Origin of the sequence: Arthrobacter sp. CAN_A1, assembly GCF_015751665.1 — a bacterium.
GTDB lineage: Bacteria > Actinomycetota > Actinomycetes > Actinomycetales > Micrococcaceae > Arthrobacter_D.
The window spans coordinates 540,019-558,113 of sequence record NZ_JADOUR010000001.1 but is presented as its reverse complement, the minus strand read 5'-3'; the positions used below and the strand labels follow the sequence as shown (position 1 = coordinate 558,113).

Genomic DNA, 18,095 nt, shown 5'->3' with positions numbered 1-18,095 from the left:
CAGGCCCCACCAACGAGCCCAAAACCACAAAATCACCCGAAGCAGGAATCAACCGCCAGCGCAGCGACCAAACCGACGATCATGAAAAATCCGGGCTAAGCCTCGAGAGTTGGCGGCGTGAACACCGCCGGTACTGGACCCGGGTATCAGCAGCGCAGGGTCGACACTGGTCGGAAAGCGATGATATCGTCTTCGAGCGTTTCAGCGTGGTGTGGCCGCCGGAACATGCGGACTCGGCCCTCGCCTAGCCGACTGGAAGCCTCTGCCAGGTACAGCCCACACGTTGCGTTGTCGTAGTCTTTCGTCACCCCCTGCGTCCATCCGGGATGACAGTGACGCATTATTCATGCCTCGAACTTCTCTGCCGGACATCGGTGTGGATGCAGAGAAGTAGCTGGAGCGTTCGTTGCAGTGAAATAGGCTAGCGAACTCTCCACGGATGCGGCACAGTAGTCCAAATAGAAGGGAGATCGATGTCATTCCAGGCTTACCTCGACGCGGTCGAGAAAAAGACGGGGCTAACCCCGCGCCAGTTGATCGAACTCGCTCATCAGCGCGATCTAGGGCCGAACACCAAGGCAGGACCCATCCTCACGTGGTTGTCTGAGGAATACGGACTTGGCCGGGGGCACGGTATGGCTATGGTGCACGTCATCACGAAGGGGGACAGCATCGGCAGCAATCACGTAGGCACGGGAAGCACCCACAATGACCCAAAGGATCATCTGTGGCTGGACGGTGTTGCCACTAAGCCAGAGGGCTACTAAGGGTCATTGGCCACACTCGTTGTTCTTCGAGATAGTTATACATCAACGCTCGAGACGTTGGGCCGCTACGTCAGTGATGCCTGCCTCCAGGCGCAGAGCACCGTTAATGCTCAGCTCATCAAGCCCGCAAGCACCTTCCGTAACGGGCCTGGAAGCCCTGCCCCTAGCTCGTCAGGTGGTTCGGCAGCCGATTCCCGGGCGCTCGTCCCCGGATCTCCAGCAGGTGCCGCGCATGGGCCTCCAGCCGGCGGTCCTCCTCCGAACGGGGTATCCACCCCGGAACGGCCACAGCTGTGCCGGTTGCATCCCGGGCCACCATCACGGTGAGGCAGTAGGTCGTCAGGTGCATCTCATCCTCGGTCGGTTTGCCCGACCTGACGTGCACAGCGATGTGCATGCCCTTGTTGCCCGTATAGACCAGCCGGGCTTCCACCTCCACCACGTCCCCGATCAGCAGCGGCCGATAGAACCGCACCCCGCCAGAAAACACCGCCACGGTGTCCTGGCCGCAGTACCGCGCGGAGCAGACGTAGGCGGCCTCATCGATCCAGTCCATCACCGTGCCGCCGTGCACCTTGCCGCCCCAGTTCACGTCGGTGGGCGCCGCGAGGAACCGGAGGGTGACCTTCTCAGCGGTTCCTTCATCGGTGTAGACCTGACCGCGCATCGCCTCGACAATTTCCTCGCGCACGGCGATCCGTGCTTTGGCCGCGTCCCGCCGGCCGATCTCGTCGGGGGTTGACGGTTCGTACGGTGGGACCGGGACGGGCTTGCCGTCCTCCCCCACCGCCACAAAGATCACCAGGCACTGGCTGCGCATGGACCCGCCGCCACCCTTGACGTCGCCCGAGGACACGACGGTCTGGATGTGCAGCGACGACCGCCCGGTGTACACGATGGTCGCCTCGACCTCCACCATGTCCCCCACATTGACCGGATCGGCGAAGTGGATGTTGCCAACGTACGCGGTGACGCAATAGGACTTCGCCCACCCGACGGCGGCTGCGTACGCTGCTTTATCCACCCACTCCAGCACCGTGCCGGCGTCGACGGATCCGCTGTGCCCGAGGTCGGTGGGGGCAGCGAGGAAACGCAGGGTGACGGAATTTGTCTGAGTCATTGAGCCAGTATCGCGCACCACCCCGTTGCCGACGGTTATGTGTCGGTCGCGACGACGAGCCGACGCTCCACCGTTTCGGCGATCTCCGCCAGGCGGTGGGCGCGCGCCGATTCGGCCAGCGTGAACGGTGCGGCCGGTCGCCGGAACACCAGCGGTCCGTGCCAAGCGGTGGGAATCTTCAAGGTGGTGCCGTCGGCGGACGACGACGGCACCACCTCGTAGGGGTGCACTACCTCGGCCGACAGCAACTCGGCGACGACGTGGCGCAATTCTCCGGGGTCCCGCGTCAGGCGGGCGGCGAGTGTCAGCGCCTTGGTCTGGCCGGCGACGAGGGCGAGTGCCGTCGTCGGCCAGATACTCGGCGCCCGCCCACCGCCGTCGAGCAGCGCATCCACGATGTCCTCCTCCCGCAGGCCACCGGGGGCGGACAGCACAAACTCGTCCAGCGTGCCGGACTCGGCGGGATGTACATGGATGCTCAGAATGTTGATGTCGAGCCGGGCAAGTCGCCGGGTGATCCGCTCCAGGGCACCCGGTTCGTCCCGCACCAGAACGCGGGCCCGCCACAGGGCCGCGGCCGTGTCGAGCCGACGGCGCCGCCGGATGGCTGGGGCGTGCAGGAAGGACCGCAGCAGTCGGGCTGCCGCGGGATCGGCCACCCAGATCACCAGGGCAGTGGCAGTGAAAGCGAGCACCAGGACCTTTGCCAGATACGGGAGGTCGGTGTTGACCACTGCCGCATGCACCAGAAGCTCGATGGGAAGCATCACCGCCACATTGGCCAGGGTCACACGGGTCTTTCCGGGTTCAGGAAGTTGGCCACACCAATCGCACATCAAGTCGGCAGCCGCATGGGTTAGGTGTCGCTTCATGCCTCCAGCATGCGGGCCCGCTGTTTCGCCTGCGTTGCGATGTCGTGACCGTTTATCACCAATCGCCGAGGGGCGATATTCTGGGGTCACTACCCGCGCACCACCGTAGCCCCCGACACCGTCGTCCGGGCGGACCGCGCGACTGAGTCAGCACCCGCAGACCGGGTTTGCCCGACAAGGCAGCTGGCCGGACACAGCGCTGGAACACCCAGCGGCAGGAAGGGATTGACAGTGCACCGCGACCCATCGGAATGCCTTGACACATGGATGAGCCGGGAGGCTCTGGCAGAGGGAATGATCCCCGTCATCGGGCGGCTGTACCGCGAGAACAACGTGGTGATCAGCATTCACGGCCGCAGCCTCATCAACAAGTCGGCCATGAACATCCTCAAAGCCCACCGCTTTGCCCGCCGCATCAGCAAGGAAGAGCTGTTCCTTGAAGAGACCGCACCGCTGCTGCGCACCCTGGTGGACCTTGACCTCGGTGCGGCCGCCATCGACATCGCCCGGCTCACCCACAAGTTCAAGGCCGAAGGCAACGGCGCTTCCCTGGAGGACTTCCTCCGGGCAGAACTGGCCGACGTCGTCGACAAGCGCGGCGCCGACGAGCGCACCAGCACCGACGTCGTCCTATACGGGTTTGGGCGCATCGGTCGCCTGGTGGCCCGGCTACTCATCGAAAAGGCCGGCGGTGGGCACGGGCTGCGGTTGCGCGCCATTGTGGTCCGCAAGGGTGCCGACAATGACCTGATGAAGCGGGCCAGCCTGCTCCGCCGCGACTCGGTGCATGGCAGCTTCGAGGGAACCATCAGGATCGACGAGGAAACCAACACGATCACCGCCAACGGCGTGCACATCCAGGTGATCTACTCGAACGACCCGTCCACCGTCGACTACACCGCCTACGGCATCAAGGACGCCCTGCTGGTCGACAACACCGGCCGGTGGCGCGACGCCGAGGGGCTATCGAAGCACCTGCAGAGCAAGGGCATCGCCCGCGTACTTCTGACCGCGCCGGGCAAGGGTGCGCTGAAGAACATTGTGCACGGCATCAACCACAACACCATCCTGCCCACCGACCAGATTGTTACTGCGGCGTCCTGCACCACCAACGCCATCACTCCGGTGCTGAAGGCCATCAATGACCGGTTCGGCGTGGTGCATGGGCATGTGGAGACGGTGCACTCTTTCACCAACGACCAGAACCTGATTGACAACTTCCACCAGGGCGACAGGCGTGGCCGCTCGGCGGCGCTGAATATGGTCATCACCGAGACCGGTGCGGCGAAGGCCGTCTCGAAAGCGCTGCCCGAGCTTGAGGGCAAACTGACAGGCAGCTCCATCCGCGTGCCCACCCCCGACGTGTCGATCGCCATCCTGAACCTGACGATTGCCGATGGCACCACCAAGGACGAGGTCAACACCTACCTCCGCGAAACGTCGTTGCACTCCGATCTGCGCAAGCAGGTGGACTACATCGACTCGCCCGACGTCGTCTCCACCGACTTTGTTGGCTCACGCCGGGCGGGAATCGTCGACGGGCTCGCCACGATCGCGAACGGCACCAACCTGGTGCTCTACGTCTGGTACGACAACGAGTTCGGCTACAGCTGCCAGGTGGTCCGGGTGATGGAGGAAATGGCTGGCGTGAACCCGCCGTCGTTCCCCGCCAAGGAACCCGTCGCCGCCACTGTGCGGTCCTCGGCGGTCTGAAACACGCCGCCTCACCACCGGCCACCAGGGCCTTACGCGGAGGATGGGTCTTACGTGGCGCGGTGGCGGAGCCAGTCCTCAAAGGAGATCCCGTCCACGGGGCTGTCCGGGGCGAGGTTGTCGCCGCTGGTGAAGAATTTGCCCAGCGCACCGGGCAACGGGACGTTGACCTGCCGGCTGGTGGTTCCGGTGACGTCGCGGTAGATCCGAGCGAGCTCGGCCATGGCGAGCACGTGTGGGCCGCCGATGTTGATGACCCCGGTGGGGGCAGGCTCGTGAGTTGCTGCGTCGGCCAGGGCGCCCGCTACATCCTGGACGGAGATCGGCTGGAACGCGGCGCCTTTCAGGACCGGCAGTAGTCCCACCTTGCCTCCGGCGTCAAACACGCCGGCTACAAGATTGTGGAACTGGGTGGCACGCACAATGACTGAGGGGACCGCCGAGTTCTGGTAGATCTTCTCCTGCCGCACCTTCGCGCGGTAGTAGGAGAACGCCGCCCGGTCCGCGTTCACAATCGAGAGCACGACGGCGCGGCGCACCCCTGCCTCACGGGCGGCTGCGAGCAGGTTCAGCGCACCGTCGTCGAGCGCCCGCTGGCCTTTTCCGAAGCGTCCGTCGAGAACGTCGATGAGGACATCTGACTCAAGAAGTGCATCCGTAAGCCCCTCCCCGGTAGTCACATCGGCCGCTATATATTCGGCCCCGGCGACCCTCCGCGACGAGTGATGGGTTGGAAGGTGTCGACTGATCGACCGCGTTTGGTGGCCGCGCCGGACGCACTCGTCCACCACGTGATGACCCACTAGGCCCGTACCCCCAATGACCACTATTCTCACCATGGCCTCAGGCTACGCGAGGGCGGGAGGACGTGCCAGAGGTCGGAGCTGGATCGGTCCGCAAGCCTGAATCAGCCGAAGGTTCGCGCGTATCTTGCCAAGAACGCAGTCATGGCATCCCGATTCACCGACGACGTGGGACGGAAGTTCCCGTCAGAGTAGCCGGTAGTGATCTGCGTCTGGGCAAGCCACCTAATCTCCTTCGAAAATTGGCTAGTTACCGGAACGTCCGGGAAAATCGGGCCGACACCAGAAAGTTGGGGACTCCCACTGAACCTGTGTAGGAAGGCGGCCATCGCGTCCCGATTCACCGGTTCCAACGGATGAAAACTCCCGTCCGGAAATCCTGTAGTGATTCCAGTTGAGGCAAGCCATCGAATTTCGTCAAAGAACTCGCTGTCGGCAGGCACATCAGCAAACACTGGAGCATCAGACGGAACTGCCGGGCTACCCGCCAATCGATACAAGAACGCAGCCATTGCATCCCGTTTGACCGGCTCTACTGGGCGAAACCCTCCATCAGGAAACCCCCTCGCAATTCCAGTGGTGGCCGCCCACGCTATTTCTGGAGAGAACTGGGTGCCCGGCCCTACATCGGTAAATGTAGCGCTGGCTATCATCGCCACATTGATTCCACTGACTACCCCACCTGAGACAACAGCGATCGTGCTCGGCGGATAGCCTTGACCCTTCTCGCTGTACCATTGGTCAGCCGTTCCGCTCGTACCCCCACGGAACAGGAGAGTGTATTTTCCGGGAGCCAAACCACTCAACTCGAAGGTCCCGTCGATAGACACCTGGTCTCCAGCAGCTACAGTTCCGTCAGTGGCATAGGCCGCAACAGTGACCGCTCTGTAAGGTGTGCCTGAAGGCGCCCCGATTCCTCCGATAATCGAAGCTGGCCCCCGCCCGGGTGCCATTCCGCGCTCAGGAATCAAGAGTGGTTTCCCGTTGCAGTTTGACGTGTCGCTGAGTATCTCTCGAAGAGCCTCATACTCAGCTTGGTCAATGCTGAGGTTCCACCGTGATTTGGTCAAGGTGTAGGCCGTGGCATATTTGCAATTTACGCCGCTCCGTGGAGGTAGCCATTCCGCAGGATCGGACTCCCCTTTGCTTGCCTTTACCGAAGTCGTAACCACCTGCAGAGAAATATCGCGGCCGATATCGTTCGCGAAAGCGCGCCGCTGCGCGGCAGTCCACTCTGAAGCGCCCGAATCCCAGGCCTCCTCAAGCGGAACTATTGGGTCAATGGCAAGCTGCATAGGGTCGGTCGTTATTTCGCCGTCGTACCAGGTGTACCACTGCCCCGAGACAGTGCATGGTCCAGTCGTCTTACCAGTGGTAGTTGAGGCCTTCAGGAGACGCTCTCTGGTGTTGCACCCGTCGGCACCCAGAATAGGATACTCAAACTGGTCTTCGCGGGACTGGGTGAGGCCCTCTGGTTCGACGGTCAGGGTCTCCAACAGCGGAAGCCCACTCGAGGTACCCGGTGTAGGAGGAACACTGTTGATGGGAGGAGCCGCAACTCCGACCATGATCGGCCCGTCAGTTGGAATAGCCGGGGATGTTACAGCTGAATGAGCGGCGCCGCTGCCGCTGAGCAGAAGAAAGGCAGACACCGCCGCCGTCCCAATTCGCATTCGCATTGTTCGATTCACATCGGTCCTTAAAGTATTGGCAGAGCAAGAGACCGGCGCAACTTTTTGATTTTCGAAGAACCTAGGATCCCCAGGGGCCATGCCGTAATTGTGAATCATATACTCGAAAAGGAGTTCGAGTGAGTTCTGTATAAAACGAAGCGGTCAGGGCGACCCGGCTAGAGTCGAAGGATGGAACAACGAACTCTTGGCAAAACTGACCGCTCCGTTTCGACAGTTGGGCTGGGGACCTGGCAACTCGGCGCCGACTGGGGAGACGTGGACCCCAAAGACGCCACAGCCATCCTCCATGCGGCTGTAGATTCAGGCATCACCTTCTTCGACACCGCCGATGTATACGGCGATGGACGCAGCGAACAGACCATCGGCGCCTTCCTCGCGGAGAACCCCGGGCTGGACATCACTGTCGCCACCAAGATGGGCCGCCGGGTGGACCAGTTACCCGAGAACTACACGCTGGCCAACTTCCGCCAGTGGGTCGACCGGTCCCGCACCAACCTCCGGATGGACACCCTCGATCTGGTGCAGCTGCACTGCCCGCCGTCGTCGGTGTACTCGGACGCGGAAGTCTACGGTGCGCTCGACACCCTGGTCAGCGAAGGTGCCATCCGTAACTACGGCGTCAGCGTGGAACGCACCGACGAGGCCCTGGCAGCGCTGAAGCACGGCGACATCGCCACCATCCAGATCATCCTCAATGCCTTCCGCCTCAAGCCCCTGGACGAGGTGCTCCCCGCAGCGAAGGCGGCTGGCGTCGGCATCATCGCTCGTGTACCGCTCGCTTCGGGACTGCTTTCCGGCAAATACTCGAAGGACACGACGTTCGCCGAAAACGACCACCGGAACTACAACCGCACCGGGTCAGCTTTCGATGTGGGCGAGACGTTCTCGGGCGTCGACTTCACCACCGGGCTCGCCGCGGTTAAGGAGTTCGAGGAACTGGTTCCTGACGGCGTCACCACCGCCCAGGCGGCCATCGCCTGGATTGTGGCCCAGGACGGCGTCACCAGCGTCATTCCCGGTGCCCGCACCGTGGAGCAGGCCCGAGCCAACGCAGCGGCCGCCGACACAGGCGCGCTCGGCGTCGAGCTCAACGACGGCATCCGCGACATCTACACCCGCCACTTCCGGGAAGCGATCCACCCACGCTGGTAAACACCAGGCAGATGTATCTGAACCGTTAACTGCAGCGGCCGCCGACACAGGCGCGCTCGGCGTCGAGCTCAACGACGGCATCCGCGACATCTACACCCGCCACTTCCGGGAAGCGATCCACCCACGCTGGTAAACACCAGGCAGGTGTATCTGAACCGTTAACTGCAGCGGCCCCCACCCGTCCGGGATGGGGGCCGCTGCAGTGTGCGGTACTTCTAGGAGCTGTCCTCGGACAATCTGATACTTACGCGCCGAAGAGCGCCGATACGCGGGTCAGGGTCTGAAAGACACCGTAGGCCAACGGCACAACCACAAGTGCCCATACGAACGTGGTGCTTGCTGCCTTCATCTCATGCCTCCATAGCGGGTTCTTTAGTAGACGTCCCGGTGGTGGGCTTCGTCTTTGTTTCATGGAACTTCGAATCGACCGGGGTGATCATCAGGTTGGCGATGAAGCCAACAATCAACAGTCCCACCATGGTCAACAGTGCCGGCTGGTAGGCGGCGGCCGTGAGCTCACCGGGCGTGCCCTGGGCGTCGAGGAAACCGTTGACGATCAGTGGTCCGGCGATGCCCGCAGCCGACCAGGCGGTCAGCAGACGGCCGTGGATGGCACCAACCTGGAACGTGCCAAACAGGTCGCGCAGGTAGGCGGGGACGGTAGCGAAACCGCCGCCGTAGAAGGAGATGATGAAGAAGGCAAGGAACACGAAGAGGACGGTGGTGCCCGCTCCGGCAAGAGCCAGCGTGGTGTACAGCAGGGCACCGACGCCCAGGTAGACCATGTAGATGCGCTTGCGGCCAATGATGTCCGAGGTCGAGGACCAGACGAAGCGGCCCGCCATGTTGCCGATGGAGAGGAGACCCACAAACCCACCAGCGACGGCGACAGTGATTGCCGTGGTGCCATCGGATTCACGGAAGAAGTCCTGGATCATGGGTGAGGCCTGCTCGAGGATGCCAATACCGGCGGTGACGTTGCAGAAAAGCACAATCCAGACCAGCCAGAATTGCTTGGTCTTGATGGCATTCTTCGCTGAGACGTTGTCGGAGGTGACGAGAGGCTTGGCCTTCAGCGTGGACGGGTCGAAGCCCTTGGGCTTCCAGTCCGCGGCGGGAACCTTGATGGTGAACGCACCGAACATCATGTAGACCAGGTAGACCGCTGCGAGAGTGAGGAAGAGCATGCCCACCGCTTCGCCGCTGGCTACCCAGTCAGCTGCACCGGAGTTTGGGTCATACATGCGGAGTAGCTGGGTGGACAGCGGGCTGGCGATCAGCGCGCCGCCGCCGAAGCCCATGATGGCCATACCGGTGGCCAGTCCTGGCCTGTCCGGGAACCATTTGATCAGGGTGGAGACCGGCGAGATGTAGCCGATGCCCAGGCCGATGCCGCCGATGAAGCCGTAGCCCACATAGACGAGCCACAGCTGGTTGGTGAAGATGCCGAGTGAACCGATGAGGAACCCGCCGGTCCAGAACAGCGCCGAGGTGAACATCGCCATCCGGGGACCGTTCTTGTCCACCCAGGTGCCCATGACGGCTGCGGACAGGCCCAGCATCACGATGGCGATCGAGAAGATCACACCGATCTGGGTCAGGCTGGCATCGAAGTGCTCAACCAGTGCGGTCTTGTAGACGCTGGTAGCGTACGCCTGGCCAATGCACAAGTGCACCGCCAGCGCCGCCGGAGGAATCAGCCAGCGGTTGTACCCCGGCGGCGCGATGGTGTGTTCTCGGGCAAGCCAACTCATCAATAACTCCTTCGTCACGGAGAGCGTGGGGGAACAGCCAGGACGGCGGCTACTAACGCTACGTGGAATTTAGTTTTCAGTACTCAACCTCCCCATGGTAGACGACGATCCCAGGCGGCGATGAACGGTAGCTCTGATGCGATAAGCGGTCAGATGAGACAGGACCAGGAGAGCCCTACCCGACAGAGTTTAGCCACGGGGCGCAAGGGCAGCGTAGTAACCCGGGATTTGCTCCGGCTGGCCCTTCTGGCGCATGGCTACTGCGTCGATGGTTACCGCCCCGTCCTCGAGAACCGTCCACGCGGCGTCGTCGAACGCGGCCCGGCGCTCCCCTGACCCGAAGTGGCCCGGTTTGGGCAGACCTTCGATCGCCAGCTTCAGGGGTCGGGGGATCCGCCGAGGAGTAGCACCAAGACGGGAGATGTAGCCCAAAGAGTTGCCCCGGTAGTTGGTTTCGACGAGGAATACCCTCCCCGTGGCACCCACCAGAGCCAGTAGGTTGGCTGCGAGCGCCGCCTGGGACACCGGGTCCAGGACGTGAAACACGCCGCGGACAAAAACATTGGCGTCACCCAGTTCGGCGGCAAGTCGGTCGCCCACCCCGGCTGCTGTGCAGTCGGCGGTGCGGAATTCAGCCGCGGGTACCGTCGTTGATTCGGCGAGGGCACGGGAGGTGGCACTGGGTGCGACGTCCACACCGATGGCCCGGGGGAAATGTGCTGCCAGCAGCCGGGTGAAGCTCCCGTGACCCGACCCGACGTCGATGACCGGCAGCGCCGGGTTCAGGGTGCGGAGCAGGGTGGGGAGGTAGCTGGTGAACTCGTGGTCACCGCCTGCATCCCACAGCACATCGCCATCAGCCCCGGTGGTGGTGATCCGGGACCAGTAGCCCGCCCAGGCGGCGTTCCTGTCCTTGGGCACAGCTGAGGAGAGCCTGATGATTGCCGGTAACAGTAGATATTTCCTCAGAAGCGATGACACCCGTCAAGACTAGTCCCTGAGCCGGTCGATACCAGCCGGGTCCGGCGCCATGCAGAGCATCTCCGCCAGCGCCGTCCCGTCGGTTGGCCGCCCGAAAAGGTAGCCCTGCCCGTAGACACAGCCCATCTCCGTGAGGAGCCTGGCCTGATCAGGGGTTTCGATGCCCTCGGCCACGGAGACGAGACCCGCGGCCTCAATCAGTTGGAGGACCGCGCCCACAAACTTCAGTTGCAGAGGGTCAGCGGCAATGTCCTCGATCAGTGAGCTGTCCATTTTCACTGCCTGGGCGGGAAGCTTTCGCAGATAGCTGATTGATGAGTACCCGGTGCCGAAGTCGTCAATCTCGACGCCGACACCGAGCGCCCGCAGCCCGGCCAGGTTCTTCGCGCTGGCTGCCTGATCGGTCATAAGCGAGGTCTCGGTGATCTCGACGATGAGACGCGTGGCAGGAACTCCCTGCTCGGCGAGGGCCCGGTCAATGAAGCCCACCAGCCCGGGGGTCCTGCTCTCCGTGGCAGAGAGATTGACCCGCACGGCGAAGTCCCTGCCGTCGAGCAGCTCCCCCCACTCGCCGAGCTGGGCCGCGACGGCGGCAATCATCCACTCGCCGATGTCCAGGACCAGCCCGCTCTCCTCAGCCATCTCCATGAAATCTGCAGGGTAGAGCAACCCGCGTTCTGGATGCTGCCAGCGGACCAGAGCCTCAGCTCCGACCACCACCGAGGTGGCGAGGAGGACCACCGGTTGGTAGTGCACCCTGAGCTCCCCGGAGCCGATGGCACGGCGGAGTTCGTCAAGGGTGTTGAACCGGTCGAAGGTGGCCTGCAGCATGGCCGGATGGAACACCTGGACGTTTCCCCGTCCACGGTTCTTGGCCACATACATGGCGGTATCAGCGTCACGCATCATATCTTCGCCGTTGAGGCCGGGCTGTCCGCAGCGCACTCCGATACTCGCCAACGTGCGGATGCTGGTGTCGGAGACGATCATTTCCGGGCGCAGCACCTCAAGTGCCCGGTCTGCGATGGCAGCCGCCTCCTGATCTGACGTCTGCGGGAGCAGCACGGCAAACTCGTCACCTCCCAGCCGGGCGACGGTGTCCGAGTCGCGCACGGTGGACGTGAGCCTGCGCCCCACTTCGATGAGAACATCGTCTCCGGCGGAATGACCCAGGCTGTCGTTGACGGCTTTGAACTCGTCAAGATCCAGCAGGATCAGCGCCGGCGGGGGCGCCCCGAGCGCTGCGGCGAGCGTCTCGTCGTCGATCCTGCGGCGCAGGAGGACGCGGTTCGGCAGACCGGTGAGACTGTCGTACATTGCCATCCGCTCCAGTTCCACCTGGGCGGCGTGCAGGCGAGCGGTGCGGTCCTGGACACGCTGTTCCAACTCCTCGTAGAGGATCTCAAGTTCCTCGGCCAGCAGGTTCACCCCGTTGATGACGGCGTCCATCGAATCGCGTGCCGGCGAAATTTCCAGTCGTGCGGACAGGTCGCCCGACGAGAGCCGGACGATTCCCTCGACGAGGGCGTCGAGCCGCTGGTCCAGGAATTCTTCAGCCACTTACCCCTCCTGCAGCCACTCGAGAGCGGCCGGCTCGGACGTGAAAAAACGGGTGGGGCACGGGAGCGTACTTACCCCCAAAATGAAGTTTGCGATCACCTTATCCACCTGCGACGAGCCGAGCAACGCGATTCTCGACGCCGAGCATGGTAGGCCAAACACGGTCCGCGCTCCCCTGCTGACCGCTTTGGTGGTGGCCATGTCAACCAGCATCGGGTGGCGGGTTTCGGCACACAGCTCGTTCACCCGCGCCATGGCGCGGAGCGCATCCTCCTCAACAATGGAGATACCGCGCGCCCACCGTAGCCGCAGGATATCGTCGGGTCCCAGCACCAGGGTGGCATCGATGCCCTCGATCCGGCCCTGCCCTATCTCATCCACTGAGGATCACCGAGCGGTTTCGCGTGCCCGGCGGCACGGGGATGCAGTGGAAGTCAATCCGGTTGAGACCATACGTACAGGATAGGACCCCGGTGGGCATCACCCGCTAGAAACTCGACGTCAAACGGGATTCAGGCGTTCAGCACCCGGGTCAGTGCGGCAAATCGCTCGTTGCCCTGCAGGTCCCCGATCAGCACTGCCTGGCCATCCGGCCCGGCCAGCGGGATCCGCCAGTTGGGATACTCGTCCTTGGTGCCCGGCTGGTTCTGGGTGCGCCGCTCCCCCACCGCATCGGTCAACGCGACACCGAGCAACACCGATGGGGTCCTCACGATGAACTCGTGGAGGGCCTCGACAGTCGTCTCTACGCTGTCGGCCGTCTCAGCGGTCGTGGCCGCCTCGGCACTGTCGGGGGTTCCCGCCACTGTTGACCCGGTCACCGACCGGACCAGAGACAGCACCGATTCCTGACCCGCCGTGTCGGCTGCACGCTCCTCCTCCGCTGGACGGTTGAGCAGCCCGAGAGACTCCCGCAGGTCAACGTGCTCGCCCGCCAGATAGCCGGCGGATGGCGGCAGGTCGTGGGTGGTGACGCTGGTCAGGCATGCCTGGCGGTAGCTTTCGGGACGTTTGGGGCCGCCGTCGTCGTGCTCGAACCACAGGATGGAGGTGCCCAGGATGCCGCGTTCGGCGAGGTAGTCCTGCACCCCCGGCTCGAACACGCCGAGATCCTCGCCAATGACGACGGCGCCAGCCCGCTGCGCCTCGAGGGCCAGGATCCCGATCAGGGCCTCATGGTCGTAGTAGACGTAGGTGCCGTCGCCGGACCCGCCGTCCACGGGGATCCACCAGAGCCGGAACAGGCCCAGGATGTGGTCCACCCTGATCCCGCCGGCGTGTTTGAGGACGGTGCGGAGCATGTCGCGGTAGGCCACATACCCGGATTCGGCGAGCCGCCCCGGATGCCACGGCGGCTGGCTCCAGTTCTGACCCTGCTGGTTGAACATGTCCGGGGGCGCACCGACGCTGATCCCCTCAGCCAGGACACTGCGGAGCGACCACGCGTCGGAGCCGTGGGCGTGGACGCCGACGGCCAGGTCGTGGATGATCCCGATGCTCATCCCGGCGTCCAGCACAGCCTGTTGGGCTGCGGCGAGTTGTTCGTCGCAGAGCCACTGCAGCCAGAGGTGGAATCCGATCCGGTCCGCCAGTTTGGCGCGCTGCGCGTCAAGGTAGGAGGGGTCTTCCCACTCGGGGACGCCCGGCGCGAGGGTTTCGGCGAGCGCACACCAGAGGGCGAAGTTCCGCAGACCGTCCCCTTCCTGGCGGCAGAACTCGTCGAAGCCGCGTTGCCGGTCTTCGCTCAGGGGCACCCGGTGGATGGCTTCCAACGCTCTGAGCTTCGCGGCGTAGCTGCTGTCGCGGTCCAGGATGTCAGCGTGGTGGTTGGCCGCCCGCAGGGTGGCGGCGTCCTGCTCCACGGCGGCACGCTCGGTTTCGGGGAGGCCCGCGTACTCTGGCACGTTTTCCACCCGAAGGTAGAGCGGGTTAAAGAACCGCCGGGTCGACGGCAGGTAGGGTGACGGTTCCACCGGCGGGGTGGGCTCGGCTGCGTGCAGCGGGTTGATGAGGACAAATCCGGCGCCCCGGCTGGCCGAGAATTCGGCGAGGCTGCCCAGGTCCGCGATGTCCCCGATGCCCCACGAGTCGGCGGACCGCACCGAGTACAGCTGCGCCATGAGTCCCCACGTCCGGCTCAGCCGTGCTGTGGTATCCAACCGCTGCGGAGTGATGACGAGCGTGCACTGGACGTCGTCGCCGTCAGGCAGTCCGGCGTGCAGCGTGTGCCAGCCGAGGGGGAGGTCAACGGGAAGGGTGAGGTGCAGGCGTTCGAGCGGTACACCGTCAATTTCCGAGCGTTCCACCGGCGACCCCTCAATCTCAAGGTCACGACGCCCGCCGTCCTCCAACTCAAGCCTGATCCGGGGGCGACTCCCGGCAGGCATGGTGATGGGGACGTCCTGGGCAACCGTCTCCCGCCCCACGACCACGGGCGGCAGCGTCCGCCGCCACGCCGCGGTCTCGGCGTCGTGCAACGACCGGGCAGCGTCGGCTTCCGACGCGCAGGCCACCCCCAGGGCGGTAAGCACCTTAGTCAGCGTCCGCGAGCTGACACTCTTCTCCTGGCCGTCCCAGCCGCGGAATGCGGTGCCCACCTGGTGGGCTTCGGCGAGGCGGAGCAGCAGCTCAGGCTCTGGTGGTCGCGGTGTTTCTGTTTCTGGCATACCCACAAACCTATTGGGTCCAGGAGTGCTTCGCTACGATGGGCTCATGGATGAACAGCCGCAGGCACGGCTCACGGCAACGGTTACCGGGACCGTCCAGGGCGTCGGGTTCCGCTATTACACCCGCGAACGGGCCCGCGGGTTGGCGCTGACGGGCATCGCCTCGAACGAGGCTGATGGGTCGGTGCTGATCATTGCCGAGGGTGCTGACCGTGCCGTCCGGGCCTTGGCGCAGTGGCTCACCTCCGCTGCTGCCCCGGGGCGGGTGGACGACGTCGACGCCTCCTATGGAAAGCCCACTGGAGAATTCCGGGACTTCAGAACCGGATAAACCGGCCGGGGAGTAGCATAAGGGCACAGTTTCATCAGGGTCTCCGACCCGCGGCGGGCCCATGTTGCAAGGGGACAGCCATGAGCGCCGAACCGCAGTCACAGTCCGAAGAAACCCGTCCAGCACCGACCCTCCCGGGAGACGGCCCACCGGTCACTCAGCGAGCGGCCCGCGAGGTGGCGGAGGCGGCCCGCGAAACCGAGTGGACGCGCCCCAGTTTCGCCAAAGGACTGTATTTGGGCAGTTTCGACCTGGGGCTGGTCCATCCGCACCCGCGCCCCCTGGCAGCGGCGCAGCAGGAGGGCGACGCGTTCATCAAGGACCTGACGGCCTACGCCGCCACCCTTGACGGCAGCAGAATTGAACGCGACGCGCGGATCCCCGACGAATACCTCAGCGGGTTCGCTGCCCTCGGCGTGTTCGGCATGAAAATCCCCAAGGAATACGGCGGCCTTGGACTGTCCCTCACCTACTATGGCCGGGCTCTGATGCTCCTGAGCTCGGTGCATCCCAGCATCGGTGCCCTCATCTCGGCGCACCAGTCCATCGGCGTCCCCGAGCCGGTTAAAGTCTTCGGCACCCCGGAGCAGAAACAGCAGTACCTCCCCCGGTGCGCGGCGGGCGCGGTCACCGCGTTCCTCCTCACAGAGGCCGACGTCGGATCGGATCCAGCGCGGATGGGGGTGACCGCGACGCGGGCCGACGACGGCGCCACCTACATCATCAACGGCAGCAAGCTCTGGACCACCAATGGGGTGATCGCCGAACTCGTGGTGGTGATGGCCCGGGTGCCTGCCCATGCGGGCGGTAAGGGCGGCATCTCGGCGTTCGTGGTCGAGGCCGATTCCGCCGGTATCACGGTGGAGAACCGGAATACGTTCATGGGGCTGCGGGGCATCGAGAACGGCGTGACACGGTTCGACAACGTCAGGGTGCCGGCGGCCAACCGTCTGGGCCGCGAGGGGCAAGGCCTGAAGATTGCCCTGACCACGCTGAATACCGGCCGGTTGTCCATCCCCGCTATCTGCGCCGCGGCCGGTAAATGGTCGCTGAAGATCTCCCGCGAATGGTCCAATGCACGGGTTCAGTGGGGTCACCCGGTAGGCCATCACGAAGCTGTGGGGCAGAAAATCGCGTTCATCGGGGCCACCGCCTTTGCCCTCGAAGCCGTGTTTGAACTGTCTGCGGGGCTGGCCGACAGCGGCCAGAAGGACGTCCGCATCGAGGCGGCCCTGGCGAAGCTCTGGTCCAGCGAAATGGCATGCCGGGTGGCTGACGAACTGGTGCAGGTCCGGGGCGGGCGTGGCTACGAGACCGCCGCCTCGCTTGCCGCCCGGGGCGAGCGGGCCGTTGCCGCCGAGCAACTGCTGCGTGACCTGCGGATCAACCGGATCTTTGAAGGGTCCACCGAGATCATGCACCTCCTCATTGCCCGGGAGGCAGTGGACGCGCACCTATCGGCGGCGGGCGACCTGGCGTCGTCGGACGCCGACCTTGCAGCCAAGGCCAAGGCCGCACTCGGGGCGAGCGGGTTTTACGCCCGCTGGTTGCCGAAGCTGGTGGCTGGTCAGGGCCTGAACCCTTCGGCGTACAGCGAGTTTGGTCGGCTGGCCCGGCATCTGCGGTTCATCGAGCGGTCCTCCCGGCGGCTGGCCCGCAATACTTTCCTGGGGATGGGGCGGTGGCAGGCGAACCTCGAGTACAAGCAGGTGTTCCTGGGCCGGATTGTGGATATCGGGGCTGAACTTTTTGCGATGGCGGCGGTCTGCAGCCGGGCCGAAATGCTGAGAACCACGGATCCTGCCGCCGGCCCCGCCGCCTACGAACTGGCCGAGGCCTTCTGCCTGCAGTCACGGGGGAGAATCGATCAGCTGTTCACCGCGTTATGGAGCAACACGGACTCCTCCGATCGGGCCCTGTCGCAGCGTCTCCTCGACGGCCGGTACACCTGGCTGGAGGCGGGAATCCTTGACCCGTCCGAGGGGACCGGACCGTGGATCGCCCCGCCTCCGAGCGGGCCCTCCACCCGGGACAACCAGCACCGGAACTACCGCTGACCCCGGGGTCCTGCCGGGCCCGCCGACGGGTTAGCGGGCCCCAGACGGGTTAGCGGACCCAGACGTGAGGGGCGGGGCGACGGGTGCTGGGGAGGGAGTTGTTGAGCCGCCATTCGTGGATCCACTCCGGCAGGACCAGGTCAGCAGGCGGTTGGCCGAGCGCGGCGAAAATATCCTCGTTGCTGACCGGCCCCTTGCGGGAAACCAGCCGGGTGGCGATGACGGCCTTGGCGTAGATTTCGCCGTTGCTGACCATGCGCTGCTCGAAGTAGATGGCCCGCTCGTCAAACCCGATGATGCGGGTCTCAATGGAGTAACGCTGTCCGAGCGTGAGGGATTTGCGGAAACTGATCGTCTCGCCGTTGGCCACCGGGCTCCACCCCCGACGGCGCATCATGGACCAGGTACCGCTGCGGATCATCAGGTCGAACCGCCCAAGGTCCATGAGCGAAAAGTACATGCCGTTATTGACATGCATCGCGATGTCAATGTCCGTGGGCAGCACCCGGAGCGGAAGGGACGATTCGCCCCAAATGCTCAGCGCCGGACGCCGCCGGGACAGGAACAGGGTCAGCAGGGTCCGAAAGAGAAGGTGCATGCACCTATATTACCGACGAGTAACATC

General features: G+C 64.3%; 16 protein-coding genes and 1 pseudogene. 6 read left to right on the top strand and 11 right to left on the bottom strand.

Annotated elements, in window-relative coordinates; all coding sequences use genetic code 11:
- Both IWX62_RS16190 and IWX62_RS02785 read left to right on the top strand, forming a co-directional pair.
- A pseudogene (locus IWX62_RS16190) lies at positions 1–248 on the top strand (hypothetical protein); the annotation flags it as partial.
- A gap of 225 nt (positions 249–473) precedes the next feature.
- Positions 474–767, top strand: coding sequence for a DUF4287 domain-containing protein (locus IWX62_RS02785; RefSeq protein ID WP_196839809.1), 294 nt, complete (start codon positions 474–476; stop codon positions 765–767).
- 163 nt (positions 768–930) lie between these two features.
- Here IWX62_RS02785 and IWX62_RS02780 read toward each other — a convergent pair whose 3' ends face one another.
- Both IWX62_RS02780 and IWX62_RS02775 read right to left on the bottom strand, forming a co-directional pair.
- Positions 931–1,887: an acyl-CoA thioesterase gene (locus tag IWX62_RS02780; RefSeq protein WP_196839808.1), complete on the bottom strand. Its 957-nt coding sequence runs from the start codon at positions 1,885–1,887 to the stop codon at positions 931–933.
- Positions 1,888–1,922: 35 nt separating this feature from the next.
- Complete coding sequence (locus IWX62_RS02775; RefSeq protein WP_196839807.1) at positions 1,923–2,759, bottom strand: ACT domain-containing protein; 837 nt, start codon at positions 2,757–2,759, stop codon at positions 1,923–1,925.
- Between the two features lie 231 nt (positions 2,760–2,990).
- Between IWX62_RS02775 and IWX62_RS02770 the strand changes: the two genes are divergently transcribed.
- Positions 2,991–4,472 (top strand): glyceraldehyde-3-phosphate dehydrogenase, encoded by a 1,482-nt coding sequence (locus IWX62_RS02770; RefSeq protein ID WP_333483156.1) that lies wholly within the window; start codon positions 2,991–2,993, stop codon positions 4,470–4,472.
- 50 nt (positions 4,473–4,522) lie between these two features.
- Here the strand turns inward: IWX62_RS02770 and IWX62_RS02765 are convergent, their stop codons facing one another.
- Both IWX62_RS02765 and IWX62_RS02760 read right to left on the bottom strand, forming a co-directional pair.
- Complete coding sequence (locus IWX62_RS02765) at positions 4,523–5,311, bottom strand: SDR family oxidoreductase (protein WP_196839806.1); 789 nt, start codon at positions 5,309–5,311, stop codon at positions 4,523–4,525.
- A gap of 68 nt (positions 5,312–5,379) precedes the next feature.
- On the bottom strand, positions 5,380–6,771 hold the full coding sequence (locus tag IWX62_RS02760; RefSeq protein ID WP_196839805.1) for an S-layer homology domain-containing protein: 1,392 nt from the start codon (positions 6,769–6,771) through the stop codon (positions 5,380–5,382).
- 366 nt (positions 6,772–7,137) lie between these two features.
- On the opposite strand from IWX62_RS02760, the gene IWX62_RS02755 reads away from it, so the two are divergent.
- Positions 7,138–8,121: an aldo/keto reductase gene (locus IWX62_RS02755; RefSeq protein ID WP_196839804.1), complete on the top strand. Its 984-nt coding sequence runs from the start codon at positions 7,138–7,140 to the stop codon at positions 8,119–8,121.
- A gap of 244 nt (positions 8,122–8,365) precedes the next feature.
- Here IWX62_RS02755 and IWX62_RS16425 read toward each other — a convergent pair whose 3' ends face one another.
- The 6 genes from IWX62_RS16425 to malQ form a co-directional block, all read right to left on the bottom strand.
- Positions 8,366–8,470, bottom strand: coding sequence for an MFS transporter small subunit (locus IWX62_RS16425; protein WP_442859227.1), 105 nt, complete (start codon positions 8,468–8,470; stop codon positions 8,366–8,368).
- Between the two features lies 1 nt (position 8,471).
- On the bottom strand, positions 8,472–9,875 hold the full coding sequence (locus IWX62_RS02750) for an OFA family MFS transporter (RefSeq protein ID WP_196839803.1): 1,404 nt from the start codon (positions 9,873–9,875) through the stop codon (positions 8,472–8,474).
- Positions 9,876–10,064: 189 nt separating this feature from the next.
- Positions 10,065–10,856: a class I SAM-dependent methyltransferase gene (locus IWX62_RS02745; protein ID WP_196839802.1), complete on the bottom strand. Its 792-nt coding sequence runs from the start codon at positions 10,854–10,856 to the stop codon at positions 10,065–10,067.
- Between the two features lie 9 nt (positions 10,857–10,865).
- Positions 10,866–12,416 (bottom strand): putative bifunctional diguanylate cyclase/phosphodiesterase, encoded by a 1,551-nt coding sequence (locus IWX62_RS02740; RefSeq protein ID WP_196839801.1) that lies wholly within the window; start codon positions 12,414–12,416, stop codon positions 10,866–10,868.
- Entirely contained in the window at positions 12,417–12,797 is a 381-nt protein-coding gene (locus tag IWX62_RS02735; RefSeq protein WP_442859226.1) for a DUF7793 family protein, read from the bottom strand.
- A 131-nt stretch (positions 12,798–12,928) separates the two neighbouring features.
- Positions 12,929–15,082, bottom strand: coding sequence for a 4-alpha-glucanotransferase (gene malQ / locus IWX62_RS02730; protein WP_196839800.1), 2,154 nt, complete (start codon positions 15,080–15,082; stop codon positions 12,929–12,931).
- Between the two features lie 46 nt (positions 15,083–15,128).
- On the opposite strand from malQ, the gene IWX62_RS02725 reads away from it, so the two are divergent.
- Both IWX62_RS02725 and IWX62_RS02720 read left to right on the top strand, forming a co-directional pair.
- On the top strand, positions 15,129–15,413 hold the full coding sequence (locus IWX62_RS02725) for an acylphosphatase (RefSeq protein WP_196839799.1): 285 nt from the start codon (positions 15,129–15,131) through the stop codon (positions 15,411–15,413).
- A gap of 80 nt (positions 15,414–15,493) precedes the next feature.
- Positions 15,494–17,470 (top strand): acyl-CoA dehydrogenase family protein, encoded by a 1,977-nt coding sequence (locus IWX62_RS02720; protein WP_196839798.1) that lies wholly within the window; start codon positions 15,494–15,496, stop codon positions 17,468–17,470.
- 49 nt (positions 17,471–17,519) lie between these two features.
- On the opposite strand, the gene IWX62_RS02715 is transcribed toward IWX62_RS02720, so the two are convergent.
- Positions 17,520–18,068 carry an acyl-CoA thioesterase gene (locus IWX62_RS02715; protein WP_196839797.1) on the bottom strand — a complete coding sequence of 183 codons (549 nt, stop codon included), beginning with the start codon at positions 18,066–18,068 and terminating at the stop codon, positions 17,520–17,522.
- Positions 18,069–18,095 lie beyond the last annotated feature (27 nt).